The organism is Okibacterium sp. AC114 (genome assembly GCF_979253355.1).
Genome location: NZ_CEEDBR010000001.1, coordinates 3,057,686 through 3,073,753, shown reverse-complemented (window position 1 = coordinate 3,073,753; position 16,068 = coordinate 3,057,686). Strand labels below are relative to the sequence as shown.

The following is a 16,068-nucleotide window of genomic DNA, read 5'->3' as shown; positions in this document are numbered from 1 at the left end:
CGCGGCCGGGCCGGTTAGGCGCCGACGGTGGCCGCTTCGCTCGCGCTGGCAGCGGCTCGAGCGCTGGCGCTCTCGACGGCCTCAGCCTCGGCTTCGGCCTCGTGCTCCGCCGGCGCATCGAGGTGGGCCTCGGCCTGCTCGAGCTCGGCGAGGTAGCTCTCCATGTCGAGGGCGGCCACGGTGCCAGAGGCTGCCGCCGTGATCGCCTGGCGGTAGTGCGGGTCGATCACGTCGCCCGCGGCAAAGACGCCCGCGAGGCTCGTGCGCGACGAGCGCCCGTCGACGGCGATGACGCCATCGGAGGTGAGCTCGAGCTGCTGGTGCACGAGGTGCACGCGGGGGTCGTTGCCGATCGCGACGAACAAGCCGCCGAGCGGCAGAACCTGCTCGGAACCGTCGACCGTGTTGCGCAGCGTGACCGACTCCACGGCGTTCTCGCCGTTGATGCCGACGACCTCGTTGTTCCAGAGGAACTCGATCTTCTCGTTCTGGAAGGCACGCTCCTGCATGATCTTGGAGGCGCGCAGCGAGTCCTTGCGGTGGATGACGTAGACCTTCGATGCGAAACGCGTCAAGAAGGTGGCTTCTTCCATGGCCGAGTCGCCGCCGCCGACGACCGCGATCGTCTTCTCCTTGAAGAAGAAACCGTCACAGGTGGCACACCACGAGATGCCGCGGCCGCTCAGACGCTCCTCGTCGGCCAGACCGAGCTTGCGGTAGGCCGAACCGGTGGCGAAGATGACCGAACGGGCCTCGAGGGTGCCGCTATAACCGGTGGTGACCGTTTTGACGGGGCCGTCGAGCGACACCTCGGTGACGTCGTCGAGGATGACTTCGGTGCCGAAACGCTCGGCTTGCTCCTGCATCTTGAACATGAGGTCGGGGCCCTGGATGCCCTGCGGGAAGCCGGGGAAGTTCTCGACCTCGGTCGTGTTCATGAGCTCGCCGCCCGCCTCGACGCTCGACGCGATGAGGACGGGTTTGAGGTTGGCACGTGCGGCATAGATGGCCGCGGTGTAACCCGCGGGACCCGAACCGATGATGATGACGTTACGCACGACGGATGCTCCTCGCTTTTGTGCTCGTGACGGCTAAAACACATCCTAGCCGCGCAGTATTCCGAGGCGCCTGAGCGCCCGGGCGGAGGCTCAGCGACCGAGTCGGCGCAGCACCGGGCGCAGGGCTTGGCGCAGCTCGGGCACCCGGAAGATCGCGAGGAAGAGGACATACACGAGCGTCATGACGGCCCCGATGATGCCCATCGAGACGAGTGCCCCGAACGCGCTGCCGACGGCGAAACCATCCGGGGAATCGATGCCGAGCACGATGCCGACGACGCCACCGGCGACCGCGGCCGGGACGGCAGAGAAGCTGAACAACAGGACGCTGTTGACGACGTGTTGCACATCGAGACCGTTCAGGCGCTGGCGGAGGAGGAAGAACGCCAGGAACATCTGCAGCGTGCCGGCGACGGTGCTCGTCAGCGTCAACCAGAAGGCGATGACATCCGCGGGCAGCAGCAGCGCGACCGAGGCCATGACCGAGAACAGCACGACCTGGAAGACCGTGAAGAAGAAGGGGGTGCGGGTGTCGCCGAGGGCGTAGAACGCGCGCTGCACGACGAACAGGATGCAGAAGGGCACGAGCCCCAGCACATAACCGACGATCAGCAGCGCGAAGTCGACCGTCTCGGCATACGAGCTGGAGAACAGGCTGGCGAAGGGGTACGAGCAGACGATGAGCCCGGCCGCCGCCAACACGATCAACAGCGACACCTGGCGAATGGATGTCGAGACATCCGACCTGAGGGCCACGAAGTCACGTTCGCGCGCATGCTCGGACATCTGCGTGAAGTAGGCCGTGGTCAGCGACACCGTGATGACCGAATGCGGGAGCATGAAGATGAGCCAGGCGTTCTGCAGCGCCAGCACCGACGGACCCTGGCCCGAAGCCACGTTGGCGGTCTGCGACTGCACGAGACCCGCGAGCTGCGTGGCGATGATCATCGCGAAGGTCCAGCCGGCCAGGCGACCGGTCGCGCGGAGGCCCACGCCGCGCCAATGGAAGTCGGGGCGGAAGTGCAGGCCCACCCGGCGCCAGAACACGAACAGGATGACGGCTTGCACGGCGACGCCCACGGTGGCCGATCCGCCCAGCACCGCGATCATGTCGGGCGTGAAATCGCCGGCCTCGCGGGGGCTCACGGCCTCGGCTCCGTAGACGACCTGGAAGACGACGAGTCCGGCGATCGCGACGACGTTGTTGAGCACGGGCGACCACGTGAACGGACCGAAGATCTTGTGGGCGTTGAGGATCTCACCGAGCACCGTGTAGAGACCGTAGAAGAACAGTTGTGGGATGCACCAGTAGGCCAGCGCGATCGTCAAGGCCATCTGGTCGGGCGGCAGGGTTGCGGCGACCAGTCGCACGAGCACCGGAGCGGCGAAGGTGGCGACCACCGTGGCGCCCGCGAGCACAACGATCGCGATGGTCAACAGTTTGTTGATGTAGGCGTGGCCGCGGTCGGCATGCAGGGTGGCGCGAACGATCTGCGGCACCAGGATCGCGCCCAGAACACCGCCGGCGATGATGGCGTAGACGGTGTTCGGCAGTTGGTTCGCGTTGGCGAAGGCGTTGCCGCCGACACTGATCTGGCCGAGCGTGGCGGTGAGGATGATGGCCTTCACGAAGCCCAAGAGGCGCGAGACCAGCGTGCCGGAGGCGAGCAGGGCGCTGGCCCGGCCGATGCTCGACGAACGGTTGCCGCGTGCGGGGCTGGCGGCGTCAGTCATTGCTGTCCGGCTTTCCGGGATCCGCGGGATCCGTGGGTGCGCCGGATGCTGCGGGCGCATCAGGCGCATCAGGCGCGTCGATCCGCTCGACCGTCGGGGATGTCTCGTCGGCCCGTCGTTCGGCGCGGCGCTTCAGGATGGTGCGCACCAGGCCTCCGACGAACAACAACAACACGAACGTGCCGAGGATGATGGCGCCGATGCCCTCCCAGTCGGCGCGCACGACCACGGGAACGAAGGCATCCGAGGCCACACGCACGCCTGTGGCGCTGAACAGCTGCAGGCGCACCGTGACGTCGCCGTTGCCGAGGCGCGCCTCGACGGGCACCGAGACGGTCTCGCGAGAGTTGGCCGGCACCTTCTTGGTGACCGAACCGTCGATGTCGAGACGGGGGTTGCTGGCGCTCGCGTCGAGCCGCACGGTGATGGGATAGCCCAGGTCGTTGCGCACGGCGAAAGGCAGCGACGCCTGCCCGCTGATCATGGTGATCTGGCTGGTCGTCGCCAGTTGCACCGATTGCAGGGTGCGAGAGCTTTGCTCGCGGTGCTTGTCGACCGCGGCGTCGAACGTGTCGGGTGTCTCCTGCCATCCGATCCCGGTGAGGGCCAGCAGTTCGGCGCGTTCTCGGCCGGTCAGCAGCTCGGGCTGGTCGAGAACGGTCGCGAAGTCGGCGAGGCGCGATTCGTTCTTCCAGCGGTCCTCGAGCGAGGACAGTCGGTCGGTCGGTTCGCCGGCGTCCACGATGGCGGTTTCGACGGATGGCTGAGACCGCGCGTCGTCGAGCGTGGCGACACGCGTGCCGGCCAGGCTCTGCAACGAGCCGATGGCTTCGCCGACCCGGAACGAGGTGGGCGGAACGCCGCGGTCGAGCGTCAGCAGCACGACCGTACCGTCGGATGCGGCGTTGCTCGACAGCACCGCTAGGCGCGAGGACAGGGCGTTGAGCGCGTCCTGCTGCTGGTCGGGCGTCACGGCGGTGACGGTCGCAGCGCGGAATTCGGCCGAGGCGGGGGCATCGGACACCAGCAGCGACGCGTCGCCGACACGTGCCGATGCGGATGCGGTGGCGGCGGCATCCAATTGCGTGTTCGTGCTCGACAGGATGGTCTGCGTGGCGCCGGATGCCTGGAAGACGGGCAGGTCGCCCGGCATGACGCTGGTGTCGGCTGGCCACAGTATGCCGTCATCGGTATATGGCCAGTCGACCAGTTGGGCGAGGTCGGGCAGTGCGGGAGATCCGTCGGGCTGAGCGGTCGCCGTGGGGGTCGCCGCCGGTGCATTCTGGGCGTCGTCGGTGCCCGCGGCCGAGGGCTCCGTGGGTTCGGCTGGTGCGGCAGGCGGCGGTGTCATGCCCGCAAAGTCGGCGGCGTTCATGCCGTAGAGAAGCGAGGTCGGCTGCATGAGCGAGCCGAGGTTCATCTGCGACTGAGCGGCAGGGTCGGCGTCGGCATATTGCAACGCGAAGGTCTCGTTGGTGGCCGATTCGAGGCGTTCGAGCCAGGTTGTGGCCGATTCGGGGGCGGCCGTTCCCAGCGCGCGGATGGACGCGATGATGCGGGGGTCGATACCGATCGCGACGGGCCGGTCGCGCACCCCGTCGAGCTGACGTGTGAGCACGCCTGAGGGCCCGGTGTAGGTCTCGAGCAGCTCGGCGGGAATGAGGCCGTCGGCGCTCGCGGGCACGGTCAGAGGCACGGCGACGGCGACTCCGACGGTGGCCGGCGCCGGGGCCGGGGTGAAGATGAAGGTGTCTCGAGATTCGGCGGTGGCGGCGCCAGACGAGAAGGCGGCGCGAATCGGGTAGACGCCGTAGTCGCCGGGCAAGGCCAGCGAGTCGGCGGGCACGAGAACCGCCTCGGTCGAGAAGGATGCTCCGGGCGAGATCTCGTCGACGTCGATGCTCGTGATCTCGTGGTCGGTGCGGATGCCGGCGACCAGCTGATCGGCCTCGGCGGCGCCCTCATCCCCCGCCCCCGGGTTCGTCCCCATCCACGCGTCGAAGGCGTCGGTCGCGTCGATGCGTGACGTTCCGGATGACAGCACGAGACGACCAGCGGGGATGGTCTCGGCCGTTCGGTTCGTCACCGACGCCATGACGGTCATGATGCCGCCCGGCGCGACGGGGCTGCCATTGAGGTGCAGGTTGGCTGTGATGTCGTCCGCCTGGGCGACCGCGGGGGCTATCGCCGACGCCGATGCCGACGCGGATGTCGACGCGGACACCGATGCGGAATTCGCGACCGACGCCACTCCCCCGGGACTCGCCACGGCGATGGCCGCCGAGGCCGGGCCGCCGACGATCAGGGACGCCGAACCGACTGCGAGGGCGAGCACCTGGCGCAGTCGTGCTGCTGATCGGAATGGGTTCATAGGCTGCCTGCCGGCGAGCGACGTTCGAGCCGACATAACTCCCGATTCTAGGGCGACTCGCTGTGCGCCGCCCCCACGGCGCGCGAACCGTGATCCGAAGCATGCTCAGGCGCGACGAATGCGCCCCATCATGGACCAGGCGGCCCTCATGAGTGACGGATGCTCGAGCGCGATGCGTCGCAACAACTCGTACTCCACGTCATCCGCGTTCTGTCGGTGCTGTGCAGCGTCGGGCAGCGAGCTGAGCCCCGCCAGCCGCGCCATGCCGTGTTGGGCTGCCAAACCGGAGTCGTGCAATTCGTCGTCGCGGATGGCGGCGACCACCAGCTCGTCGGCACTCGGCAGTTCGTGCACGAAATCCGCGGGGTCTTCACCCTGACGCGACCGGTGCTCATAGAGAACGTAGAGTTCGAGCCGAGCGTCGGCGCGCATTTTTTCGAGTTGGTGTGGCGCGATCTTCACAATGCGGCCATGTTACGCCCGACATCCGACACTCTGATCGGTCGAACATGGGTCGAATCGTGCTCGAACATCCGCTTCCGTCTTTTGTGTGGCGTTCACCGAATGTTCGGAATAGTCTGCTGAGCTAGGTATTACGAAGGCTTGGGCAGTGGGCTTGGGCCGCTCGACGAATGGGACATCCTGTGGATCTCCGAACGGCCGAATACCCGAGGCCGGACCATTTCATTCTTCACGTGAGTGATACTCACCTGCTGGCCGGCACCAAGCGCCTCTACGGGCAGGTCGACAGCACCGAGTACTTGCGCCGACTCTTCGTCGAACTCGAGGCGTCGCGCGGCCGCCCCGAGGCCATCGTCTTCACGGGCGATCTCGCCGATCGAGGCGAACCCGAGGCCTACCAGCGCCTGCGCGAGATCGTCGAACCGGCCGCCGCCCGCATGGGTGCGCGCGTCATCTGGGTCATGGGCAACCACGACAACCGCGAGAACTTCCGCGAGGGGCTGTTCGACGAGGTGCCGACCATGCGCCCGGTCGACCGCGTCTACGACATCAACGGTCTGCGCGTGATCACGCTCGACTCCACCGTTCCCGGCCTGCACCACGGCGAGATCGCCGACGAGCAGCTCGACTGGCTGGCCGAAGAACTCTCGGTGAAGGCGCCGCACGGCACGATCCTCGCCATGCACCACCCGCCGCTGCCCAGCGTGCTCGACCTGGCCGTGAGCGTCGAGCTGCGCGATCAGGGCGGCCTGGCCGAGGTGCTCGAGGGCACCGATGTGCGCAGCATCCTGGCCGGTCACCTGCACTACTCGTCGAGCGGCACGTTTGCGGGCATCCCCGTATCGGTCGCGTCGGCCACGTGCTACACGCAAGACCTCACCGTGCCGACGGGTGGCACACGGCCTCAGGATGGCGCGCGGGCGTTCAACCTGGTGCACGTCTACCCGTCCACCGTGCTGCACTCGGTGGTGCCTCTCGGCGAGTTCCCAACGCTCGGCTATGTGGATGCCGACGAGAGCGCCAGCCGTCTGTTGCGGGCCGGCGTCACGATCGGCGGACCCGTTACTCGTGCACCGACCCGCGAAGAGCCGTTGATCGTGCCTCAGCCGACTTCGGTGCCGGTGCTTCGCTGACCGCGGCTTTCTCCCACGGCGCCACGATCGGGAAGTAGCGCTCGAGGAAGTCGGTCACGGCTTCTGTGCGCGTTTCGACCGAGATTTCGGGCTTCGACCCGTCGTTGAGGCAGAACATGTCCTGGTTGCGACGTTTCAGCAACCGGTCCATCTGTCGCAGCGACGACTTCAGGGTCGTCTCGATGTACTTCACCTTGGCGTCGGTCTGCACGACGGCCTTGCCCGTCATGAGCGCGTAGTAGTGGTAGAGCGAGTTGGTCACCGAGATATCGGTCGCCGAGCGGAAGCGGCTGGCAGCGGTCTGCTTGAACTCGGTGGGGAACTCATTCTCGAGCTCACGCATGACGCTCTTGCGGAGCGGCGCGGCCGAGTGCTCGAGGTGGCGCGTGGTGACCTTGCCGAAGCGGTCGCGCAGCAGTCGACGGTTCACGCGCGCGGCGTTCTCGAAACCGCTGCGCGACGGGTCGCTGTCGCCCAGGCCGATGCGCGTGTGCGCTTCGACGAACTTGGTGACGCCGCCGGGAGAGAAGAACAGCTGCGGGCCGATCGGGCGCCCGAAGAACATGTCGTCGTTCGAGTAGAGGAAGTGCTCGGCCAGCCCGTCGATGTAGTGCAGCTGCGATTCGACGGCGTGCGAGTTGTGCGTGGGCAGCACCGAGGTGTCGGGGAAGAACGTCTCGCTCGGCACGATGGTGACGAGGGGATGCTCGGCCAGCCACGCGGGGCGCGGCGAGTCGGTGGCGATGAAGATGCGGCGCACCCAGGGCGCGAACATGTAGACGCTGCGCAGCGCGTATTTGAGCTCGTCGATCTGGCGGTAGCGGGCCTCGGAGTCGTCGCCGTCGCCGACCACGTAGTTCTTCATGCGCTTGGCGCGGGCGCGTTGGAACTCGATGTCCGAGCCATCCACCCAGCTGAAGACCATGTCGATGTCGAAATTCAGGTCACTCGCGAGCGGGGCGAACATGTTCTCGAGCGTGGGCCAGGTGCGGCCGAACATCTCGACGGTGTCTTCGACGGCTTCGGAGCGCGGCAGTTCGCGGCGCATGAGCGCATTCTCGGTGGGCGCGACGATCTCGTCGTCGCCGAAACGCCAGAGCTCGAGCTGCAGGGCCGTCTCGGGTCCGTAGCGCAGGCGGCCGAGCGGTTCGACGCGCGGGCGGTAGAGGCGGAAGATGGCGGCCTTGCGGGTGTCGGAAAGGGCTCCGTCGGCGAGCAACACGGGCTCACCGGCATCCCGATCGACGGTTTCTGAATAGAAGGGCTCATTGGCGAACGCGTCGGCGAAGGCGGCCTGCAGCGCGCGGCGCTCTTTGCGGTCGACGGCGATCACGAGGCGGTCGTTGTCGCCACGAACCAAGAGGTATTGGATGCCGGCGGCCTCGAGGGCTTCGCGCACGGCGATGAGGTCTTCGATCATCGAGTCGCGAGGTGTCAGGTGGCCGTTGAGCAGGGCGAACTTGCCTTTGCGCTGCACGATGTCGTCGCGCTCGAGGCGGCGCGGGCGGGTGCTGTTGGCGATGAGGACGAGTTCGGGGGCGGTAGAGATCTGCGATTCCGGCAGGCTCGGGGCTGAGCGCGTAAACGAGGATCCATCTCCTCCGCTTGACTGCGTGCTGGCTTCTGTTGTCATCTGCGTCCCCCTTCCGGTGCGGGTGTTGTGCGAGCGGTTCTCGGGTCGAGTCCGTCCGCCTGCGGTGGCCGCGAGGCCTGTTCCGTGTGCTGTAAACGAGTGGTGCTCACGATGCGCGCCGTTCGGCGGGAGCATCGTCATTGTGTGGCGGGCCGACCGGTGGTCGGATGTCCGCGGCGGCGGAGCTTCGGCTCTCCCCGCCTCGACGTCGTCGTCGCTGCCCTGCACCCTGTCTGGCGCGCGATCGGTGGGATGCGGTGCGCGGACGAGTTCGGGCTCTGTGCTCATCATACGTGCACTGTTCGGTGCGTCGAGTGCGGGGGCATGCAGTTGAATAGTGAGGTGACTGACACCCTCATCGACCGCCTGGCCGCCGACCTCGAGACCTCCGATTTCTCGGTCGGCACGCTGTCCGAACTGTGGGGCGAGCGGGCCGAGCAGGCTCTGCACCGCGGCGAGCGGGTTCCGGCACGTCGTGCGCTCGCTGCTCGACGGGCTGCACAGGGGCCGCAGTACGCGGAGCCGGCGGTCACTTTGGCCTCCCTCTTTCTCTTGGGCGTACCCGTTGACGCGTCGGCGCTCGCCGTAGCCCTTCCGACCCTGGGCCTCGACGGCGCCGTCGACCTGGGCCTCATCGCCATCGACGGCGGCCAGGCGCGCGCTCTCGTCGATCTGCGTCCCTACAGCTTCGTCGACGCGGCCGGCGCCGGCAGCTGGTGGATCGTCTCCGACCTCGGCGAGATGGTGCTCGAGGGCGCACTCACGACCGATCACGTTCTGGGCGTCGGCGGAGCATCCCTCACCTTGAGCGGTCTCATGGTGTCGCGGCCGGTGGAACGCGTGCTCGACCTGGGCACCGGATGCGGCATCCAGGCCCTGCACGCCGCTCGCCACGCCGGGCACGTCGTCGCCACCGACATCTCGGCCCGCGCGCTCGAGATCGCCGCCCTGAACGCGCGGCTCAACGGTGTGCACAACATCGAGTTCCGCCTGGGCGACATGTTCGAACCGGTCGAGGGCGAACGCTTCGACCAGATCGTGACGAACCCTCCCTTCGTCATCACCCCCAGACGAGCGGATGTCCCGGCCTACGAATACCGCGACGGGGGCCGCATCGGCGACGGCATCATGCGCGAGGTCGTCACGGGTGTCGGCCACCATCTGAACCCCGGTGGCATTGCACAGATGCTCGGAAACTGGGAGTACCGGGTGGGCGAAGACGGTTTCGACCGCGTGCGGGGCTGGGTGCAGGCATCCGACACGCCCTTGGATGCCTGGCTGATCGAACGCGAACGCCAAGACCCCGCCGCCTATGCCGAGACCTGGATCCGCGACGGCGGCACGCGCAGTGGAACCCCCGACTTCGACCGTCTCTATGACGCCTGGCTGGATGACTTCGCCGACCGCGGCGTCGAATCGGTCGGTTTCGGCTACCTCACGCTGCGCCGCGCCCCGCAGATCGAGCCCGAGCCCCTGCGACGCTTCGAACGCATGCCCGACGCCCTCGCCGCCTCATCGGGCCTCGGCACCCACATCGCCGCCGTGCTCGAGGCCCACGACTGGATCGCCGCGCACGACGACGACGCGCTCTGGCGCTCCACGCTGCAGGTGGCGCCCGACGTCACCGAGGAACGCAACTACTGGCCGGGCAACGACGACCCCTCGACCATCACCCTGAAGCAGGGCGGCGGTTTCGCCCGAACCGTCAAGCTCGATACGGCGCTCGCCGCCCTCGTCGGCGCATCCGATGGCGAGCTGCCGGTCGGCGTCATCGTCGAGGCCATCGCTCAGCTGCTCGAGGCCGATGTGCCGGCCCTCCGCCAGGAACTCCTGCCCCGGTTGCGCCAACTCATCCTCAACGGCTTCGTGCAGCCCCTCGCCTGACCACTGAGCACTGAGCGCCTGAGCACCCGAGCACCGAGCCCACCGGCCCCCGCGCCGCCCGCTACGATTGGGGGCATGGTGAGCATGGCGGATTCTTTGGCACGCCTCGGCGCACTCGCACAGTCCCCCATCGTGGCCCGGCTCGCCGAGGCATTCGATGCGGCGGGGTTCGAATTCTCCCTCGTCGGCGGGCCCGTGCGCGATGCCATGCTCGGCCGTGAGGTGCACGACCTCGACTTCACGACCAACGCGAGCCCCGACGAGATCCTGGCGGTCATCGCGCCCCTGTCCGACGCGCACTGGGACATCGGCCGCGAGTTCGGCACCATCGGCGCCCGGGTCAGCGCGCGCGATGCATCTGGCGCCACCCTCACCGACCAGGTCGAGATCACCACCTACCGCGCCGACGCCTACGACGGTGTCACGCGCAAACCCGTCGTGGCCTTCGGCGACACCCTCGAGAGCGATCTCGCCCGCCGTGACTTCACGGTCAACGCCATGGCCTTGCGCCTGCCGCAGATGGCACTGGTCGACCCGTCCACGGGCGTCGAAGACCTGCTGGCCGGCGTCCTGCGCACCCCGAGCACGGCCGACGTCTCGTTCGGCGACGACCCTCTGCGCATGCTGCGCGCCGCCCGCTTCGCCGCCCAGCTCGGTTTCACTCCGAGTGACGACACGGTCGAGGCCATGCGCCGCCGCGCCGACAGCCTGTCGATCGTCAGCATCGAACGCGTGCAGGGCGAGCTCACCAAGCTGCTGTGCACCGACACCCCGCGCCCGGGCATCCAGCTGCTCGTCGACACGGGCCTCGCCGACCTGGTGTTGCCCGAGATTCCCGCGCTGCGCCTCGAGGTCGACGAACACCACCACCACAAAGACGTCTACGAGCACTCGCTGACCGTGCTCGATCAGGCCATCGACTACGAGAAGCAGCGGCATCCGGGCACGCCCCCCGATCTCACCCTGCGCATGGCGGCCCTGCTGCACGACATCGGCAAACCGGCCACCAAGAAGCTCGAGTCGGGCGGAACCGTCACGTTCTATCACCACGACGTGGTCGGCGCGAAGCTCGCCAAGAAGCGTCTCAGTGCCCTGCGCTACGACAACGACACCATCAAGAACGTGTCACGCCTCATCGAGCTGCACCTGCGTTTCTTCGGTTACTCCGAGGGCGCCTGGAGCGATTCGGCCGTGCGCCGCTATGTGCGCGATGCCGGGCCGCTGCTCGAGCGCCTGCACATGCTCACGCGCGCCGATGTCACAACGCGCAACCGCCGCAAGGCCGACCGACTGGGTTTCGCCTACGACGACCTCGAGCAGCGCATCGCCGAATTGCGCGAACAAGAAGAAATGGATGCCGTGCGCCCCGACCTCGACGGCAATCGCATCCAAGAGGTCCTCGGTATTCCTCCGGGGCGCGAGGTCGGCGAGGCCTACAGGTGGCTGCTCGAATTGCGTCTCGACAACGGACCGCTCGGTGAGGAAGAAGCCATCCGCCGCCTGCGCGCGTGGTGGGCCGAGCGCTCCGCCTGAAAGTTCGTGCAATCTTCTTCACACCGCTCCCCCTGCGGCGTAGTTTGATGCCATGAGCCACGAGAAGAACGACGACGCTGTCGAATACGAAACCCCGGGCAACCCCGTCCACGAGCAGCAGGAGGGCGACGTCGAGTACACGACGCCCGGCAACCCCCACCGCGATGACGACGACGACAACGACGGTGCGGATGTCGCCACCCCGGGTGTCCCCATCGCGGACGCCCAGCACGAGGCCGAGAAGCACGTGCCGCACGCCACCCCCGGCAACAACTCGGCGATCTCCGAGGACTGACCCCAACTCCTTCCCAGCGTCGGCCGCTCGGGCCGCGCGGTGTTTCACGTGAAACCCCGCGCCCTCGGGCGGCCGTCGTGCGTTACCTGGCGCCCCCATCCGCTCCTGTCCTACAGTGGAGGGAAGTCATAACGGTCAACGGAGAGGAACATCGATGTCGGATCGTCCCAACGACGAAGAGCTGATCGGCCCCGGAAGCACTGCGGATGCCGCCCCCACCTCGCTCGGTCACCCCAGCGAGGCCGACGGCGAGGATGAACCCGCTCTCGGTGCCGGCGAAGGGTCGACCGGTCGCACGCAGCTCGCCGACAAGAACTTCACCCCGACCGATTTGAGCTGATCTGGGGCGGTTTTCAGCCGACTTTACGGTGCGCCTGATAATTTGACCCCTTTGTAGCCCGACGCGCACGATGTGCGCGGTCGGCATCGCGAAGCGGCCGCGGCACCCCACCGCGAGCCTCTGAGAGCACCGCCTGGCGATTACTCGCCGGCGTGCCGCGATGACACACACCCGATAGAAAGCTCCCCATGCGTCACAAACTCCTCCAGTCGGCCGCGGTCGCCCTCACCGCAGCCCTCGCGCTCGCCGGATGCTCGGCCGGCTCCTCCACGTCATCCGATTCGGCCGATTCCAGCGCCGACACGACCGTGACGTTCCGCCTGTGGGACGAGACGGCCGCGGCATCTTACGAGAAGTCGTTCGCCGAGTTCGAGAAGCAGAACCCCGGCATCGAGGTCGACGTCGAGGTCGTGCCCTGGGCCGACTACTGGACCGAGTTGCGTGCCGACGTCGCCGAGGGCAAAGCGGCCGACGTCTTCTGGATGAACAACTCCTACTTCGGCAATTACGCCGACAGTGGCAACCTCATCGACGTCGACACGGCTCTGGGCAAGGACGCCAAGAAAGACTGGACCCCGTCCGTCGTGAAGCAGTTCACGCGGGACAAGACCCTGTGGGGCGTGCCGCAGACCTACGACGCGGGCATCGCCGTCTACTACAACAAGAAGCTGCTCGACGAGGCCGGCATCGACCCGTCGACGCTCGCAGACCTCGAGTGGAACCCCGACGAGGCGAAGGACACCTTCTTGCCCGTCGCCCAAAAGCTCACGAAGGACACGTCGGGCCGAGACCGCCTGAACGGTGAGTTCGATGCCAACGCGATCGCCACCTTCGGCACCAACCTGGGCTACGACCTGCAGGCCATCCTGCTCCCCTACATCGGCTCCAACGGCGGCCAGTTCCAAGACGGCGACAACTTCGACTTCGCTGATGCCAAGACGACCGAGGCCGTCGAGTATGTCGTCAAGGCCGTCAACGACAAGAAGGTCGCGCCCCCGGCATCCGACACCAACGACAACTCGGACTTCAGCCGCGACGCGTTCCTCGAGGGCAAGATCGCGCTGTTCCAGTCGGGCCTCTACAACCTCAAGAGCATCGACGAGGGCGCCGACTTCGAGTGGGGCGTCGCACCCGCGCCCGCCGGTCCCGCCGGCAACGTCACGGTCACGAACGGCATCGTGGCCGCCGGCAACGCGCAGAGCGAGCACCTAGACGCCACCAAGAAGGTGCTCACCTGGCTCGGCTCGACCGAGGGTGACACCTACCTCGCCACCGACGGCGCCGCGCTGCCCGCCGTCGACTCGGCCCAGAAGGTCTTCCTCGACTACTGGAAGAAACAGGATGTCGACGTCACCCCGTTCCTCGACGCCGTGAAGGCCGCGAAGCCCATCGAATCCCCCTCGGGCGTCAACTACGCCGCCGGGTTCGCCGCCTACGACCCCATCTTCAAGCAGATCTTCGCGGGACAGACCCCCGTATCCGATGGCCTGAAGAAAGCTCAGGACGCGGCCAACGTCGCCATCAACAAGTAGGTAATCGGGCCGGAGTCGGCTACGATAGGCAGGTTGCCTGGGCTACGTCTAGCCGGGCACGATGCCACAACCCTCCTGTTGCAGAGAGTCTGCAACCGTTAAGTCCGAAGGAGGTGGGTTAATGACGCATCAGTACGAACTCATGGTTATCTTGGACCCCGAGATCGATGAGCGCACCGTCGCTCCGAGCTTGGACAAGTTCCTCAATGTCATCCGCAACGATGGCGGATCGATCGACAAGGTCGACATCTGGGGCCGTCGTCGTCTCGCTTACGAGATCAACAAGAAGACCGAAGGCATCTACGCCGTCGTCGACTTCACGGCCACCAGCGAAGCCACGCAGGAGCTCGACCGTCAGCTGAAGCTGTCCGAAGCCGTCATGCGCACCAAGGTGCTGCGGGCCGAAGAAGCCATCGCTCAGGTCGCTTTCGAGCAGAAGCGCTCCGAAGAGAAGGCTGCCCGCAAGGCACAGAGCGCCGCCAAGAAGGACGCCTAGTCCCCATGGCCGGCGAAACCGTAATCACCGTGGTGGGCAACCTCACGAGCGACCCGGAGCTGCGTTACACGCAGAACGGCCTCGCGGTTGCCAACTTCACCATCGCTTCCACCCCGCGCAGCTTCGACCGCGCGGCCAACGAGTGGAAAGACGGCGAAGCGCTGTTCCTGCGTGCAAGTGTCTGGCGTGACTTCGCCGAGCACGTCGCCGGATCGCTCACCAAGGGAAGCCGTGTCATCGCCACCGGTCGCCTGAAGCAGCGCTCGTACGAGACGAAAGAGGGCGAGAAGCGCACCAGCATCGAGCTGGAGGTCGACGAGATCGGCCCCTCGCTCCGCTATGCGACCGCTCAGGTTCAGCGCGCCCAGTCCTCCGGAGCCCCTGGTGGCGCCGGCGGCGGTGGAGGTCGCGGACCGGCAGCCGTCCAAGACGAGCCGTGGGCCGCAAGCGCCCCCGCTCAGTCGTCCTCGTCAGGCGCCGACAGCTGGAACACTCCCGGCTCGTACGGCGACGACACCCCGTTCTAAAACTTTAACGAAGGAAACCTACTATGGCTGGAAAGTCTGGCGGCTCAAGCCGCAAGCCCGCCCGCGGTAAGGGCGCAAAGGTCGTCGCACCCGCAAAGGCGATCCGCGTCGGCGTTATCGACTACAAAGATGTCGCAACGCTCCGCAAGTTCATCTCCGAGCGTGGCAAGATCCGTGCTCGTCGCATCACCGGCGTCTCCGTGCAGGAACAGCGCCTCATCGCCCGTGCCGTGAAGAACGCCCGCGAAATGGCGCTCCTCCCCTACGCCGGCTCCGGCCGCTAAGGAGCAACCCCATGTCGAAATTGATTCTGACGCACGAGGTCACCGGCCTCGGTCAGCCGGGTGACGTCGTCGACGTCAAGAACGGCTACGCCCGCAACTACCTGGTTCCCCAGGGCTTCGCTGTCACGTGGAGCCGCGGTGGCGAGAAGCAGATCGAGCAGATCAAGGCGGCTCGCGCCGCTCGTGAGCTCGCGACGCTCGAAGAAGCCCAGGACCTCAAGCAGAAGCTCGAGAACAACAAGGTCAAGCTCACGGTCAAGGCCGGGGCCGAAGGCCGTCTGTTCGGTTCCGTGAAGACCTCCGACATCGCCAACGCGGTTTCCGCGTCGGGCGTCGGCGAGGTCGACAAGCGCAAGGTCGAGATCCCCAACCCGATCAAGGTCGTCGGCGAGCACACCGCCACGGTGCGCCTGCACGAAGACCTCTCGGCCACGATCACCCTTCAGGTGGTTGCAGCCAAGTAACACCACGAAAGCGGGGGTCCGGGTATGTGCCTGGGCCCCCGCTTTTGCGTGCGCTCGAGTGAGTGTCGCTCAGTCGGTGGCCTCGCCCGCGACCTCGTCCGAGTCATCCGGGTCGACCTTCTTGATGACCTCGTTGTCCTCGTCGGCAACGGGAGCCGTCGCCTCGTCCTCTCGCAGGTAGTCGCCCGATGCGATGTCGTCGTCGTGATGAGACATGTGTCGTCCTCTCGTCGTGATGCGGTGCTCGGCTGTGCAGCCGTGCGGTTCGACGCTAAGTGCCCGCTCTCGGGCGCGCAATGGGGTTGTTAGCGCATCATCCGAG

Annotated in this window: 16 protein-coding genes; 10 read left to right on the top strand and 6 right to left on the bottom strand. The window is 66.9% G+C overall.

The features are described from left to right. Positions 1-14: 14 nt before the first annotated feature. The 4 genes from trxB to ACZ6IE_RS14240 form a co-directional block, all read right to left on the bottom strand. Positions 15-1,058, bottom strand: coding sequence for a thioredoxin-disulfide reductase (trxB, locus tag ACZ6IE_RS14255; RefSeq protein WP_464608500.1), 1,044 nt, complete (start codon positions 1,056-1,058; stop codon positions 15-17). Positions 1,059-1,148: 90 nt separating this feature from the next. Then, the gene (gene murJ / locus ACZ6IE_RS14250) at positions 1,149-2,792 is read right to left on the bottom strand and encodes a murein biosynthesis integral membrane protein MurJ (RefSeq protein ID WP_464608499.1); all 1,644 of its coding nucleotides are present in this window, start codon (positions 2,790-2,792) and stop codon (positions 1,149-1,151) included. Beyond that, entirely contained in the window at positions 2,785-5,163 is a 2,379-nt protein-coding gene (locus tag ACZ6IE_RS14245; protein WP_464608498.1) for a DUF6049 family protein, read from the bottom strand. Before ACZ6IE_RS14245 ends, murJ begins: the two co-directional genes overlap by 8 nt. Positions 5,164-5,268: 105 nt before the next feature. Then, complete coding sequence (locus tag ACZ6IE_RS14240; protein ID WP_464608497.1) at positions 5,269-5,595, bottom strand: hypothetical protein; 327 nt, start codon at positions 5,593-5,595, stop codon at positions 5,269-5,271. Positions 5,596-5,795: 200 nt separating this feature from the next. On the opposite strand from ACZ6IE_RS14240, the gene ACZ6IE_RS14235 reads away from it, so the two are divergent. Continuing rightward, a complete protein-coding gene (locus tag ACZ6IE_RS14235; protein ID WP_464608496.1) occupies positions 5,796-6,758 on the top strand; it encodes a phosphodiesterase in 963 nt (320 codons plus the stop codon). On the opposite strand, the gene ACZ6IE_RS14230 is transcribed toward ACZ6IE_RS14235, so the two are convergent. After that, positions 6,688-8,391 carry a stealth family protein gene (locus tag ACZ6IE_RS14230; RefSeq protein WP_464608495.1) on the bottom strand — a complete coding sequence of 568 codons (1,704 nt, stop codon included), beginning with the start codon at positions 8,389-8,391 and terminating at the stop codon, positions 6,688-6,690. The two genes, ACZ6IE_RS14235 and ACZ6IE_RS14230, sit on opposite strands and share 71 nt — an antisense overlap. 324 nt (positions 8,392-8,715) lie before the next feature. Between ACZ6IE_RS14230 and ACZ6IE_RS14225 the strand changes: the two genes are divergently transcribed. From ACZ6IE_RS14225 to rplI, 9 genes are all read left to right on the top strand, one after another. Next, complete coding sequence (locus ACZ6IE_RS14225) at positions 8,716-10,275, top strand: DUF7059 domain-containing protein (protein WP_464608494.1); 1,560 nt, start codon at positions 8,716-8,718, stop codon at positions 10,273-10,275. 75 nt (positions 10,276-10,350) lie between these two features. After that, positions 10,351-11,808 (top strand): CCA tRNA nucleotidyltransferase, encoded by a 1,458-nt coding sequence (locus ACZ6IE_RS14220; protein ID WP_464608493.1) that lies wholly within the window; start codon positions 10,351-10,353, stop codon positions 11,806-11,808. 52 nt (positions 11,809-11,860) lie between these two features. Next, positions 11,861-12,103 carry a hypothetical protein gene (locus ACZ6IE_RS14215; RefSeq protein WP_464608492.1) on the top strand — a complete coding sequence of 81 codons (243 nt, stop codon included), beginning with the start codon at positions 11,861-11,863 and terminating at the stop codon, positions 12,101-12,103. Between the two features lie 154 nt (positions 12,104-12,257). Next, entirely contained in the window at positions 12,258-12,443 is a 186-nt protein-coding gene (locus ACZ6IE_RS14210) for a hypothetical protein (RefSeq protein ID WP_464608491.1), read from the top strand. 188 nt (positions 12,444-12,631) lie between these two features. Next, positions 12,632-13,975, top strand: coding sequence for an ABC transporter substrate-binding protein (locus ACZ6IE_RS14205; RefSeq protein WP_464608490.1), 1,344 nt, complete (start codon positions 12,632-12,634; stop codon positions 13,973-13,975). Positions 13,976-14,096: 121 nt separating this feature from the next. After that, complete coding sequence (gene rpsF, locus ACZ6IE_RS14200) at positions 14,097-14,471, top strand: 30S ribosomal protein S6 (protein WP_077054641.1); 375 nt, start codon at positions 14,097-14,099, stop codon at positions 14,469-14,471. 5 nt (positions 14,472-14,476) lie between these two features. Further along, positions 14,477-14,998, top strand: coding sequence for a single-stranded DNA-binding protein (locus ACZ6IE_RS14195; RefSeq protein ID WP_077054642.1), 522 nt, complete (start codon positions 14,477-14,479; stop codon positions 14,996-14,998). Between the two features lie 23 nt (positions 14,999-15,021). Continuing rightward, complete coding sequence (gene rpsR / locus ACZ6IE_RS14190) at positions 15,022-15,282, top strand: 30S ribosomal protein S18 (RefSeq protein ID WP_077054643.1); 261 nt, start codon at positions 15,022-15,024, stop codon at positions 15,280-15,282. Between the two features lie 11 nt (positions 15,283-15,293). Then, complete coding sequence (gene rplI / locus ACZ6IE_RS14185; RefSeq protein WP_077054644.1) at positions 15,294-15,746, top strand: 50S ribosomal protein L9; 453 nt, start codon at positions 15,294-15,296, stop codon at positions 15,744-15,746. A 69-nt stretch (positions 15,747-15,815) separates the two neighbouring features. Here rplI and ACZ6IE_RS14180 read toward each other — a convergent pair whose 3' ends face one another. Further along, positions 15,816-15,962, bottom strand: coding sequence for a hypothetical protein (locus ACZ6IE_RS14180; RefSeq protein WP_464608489.1), 147 nt, complete (start codon positions 15,960-15,962; stop codon positions 15,816-15,818). Positions 15,963-16,068 lie beyond the last annotated feature (106 nt).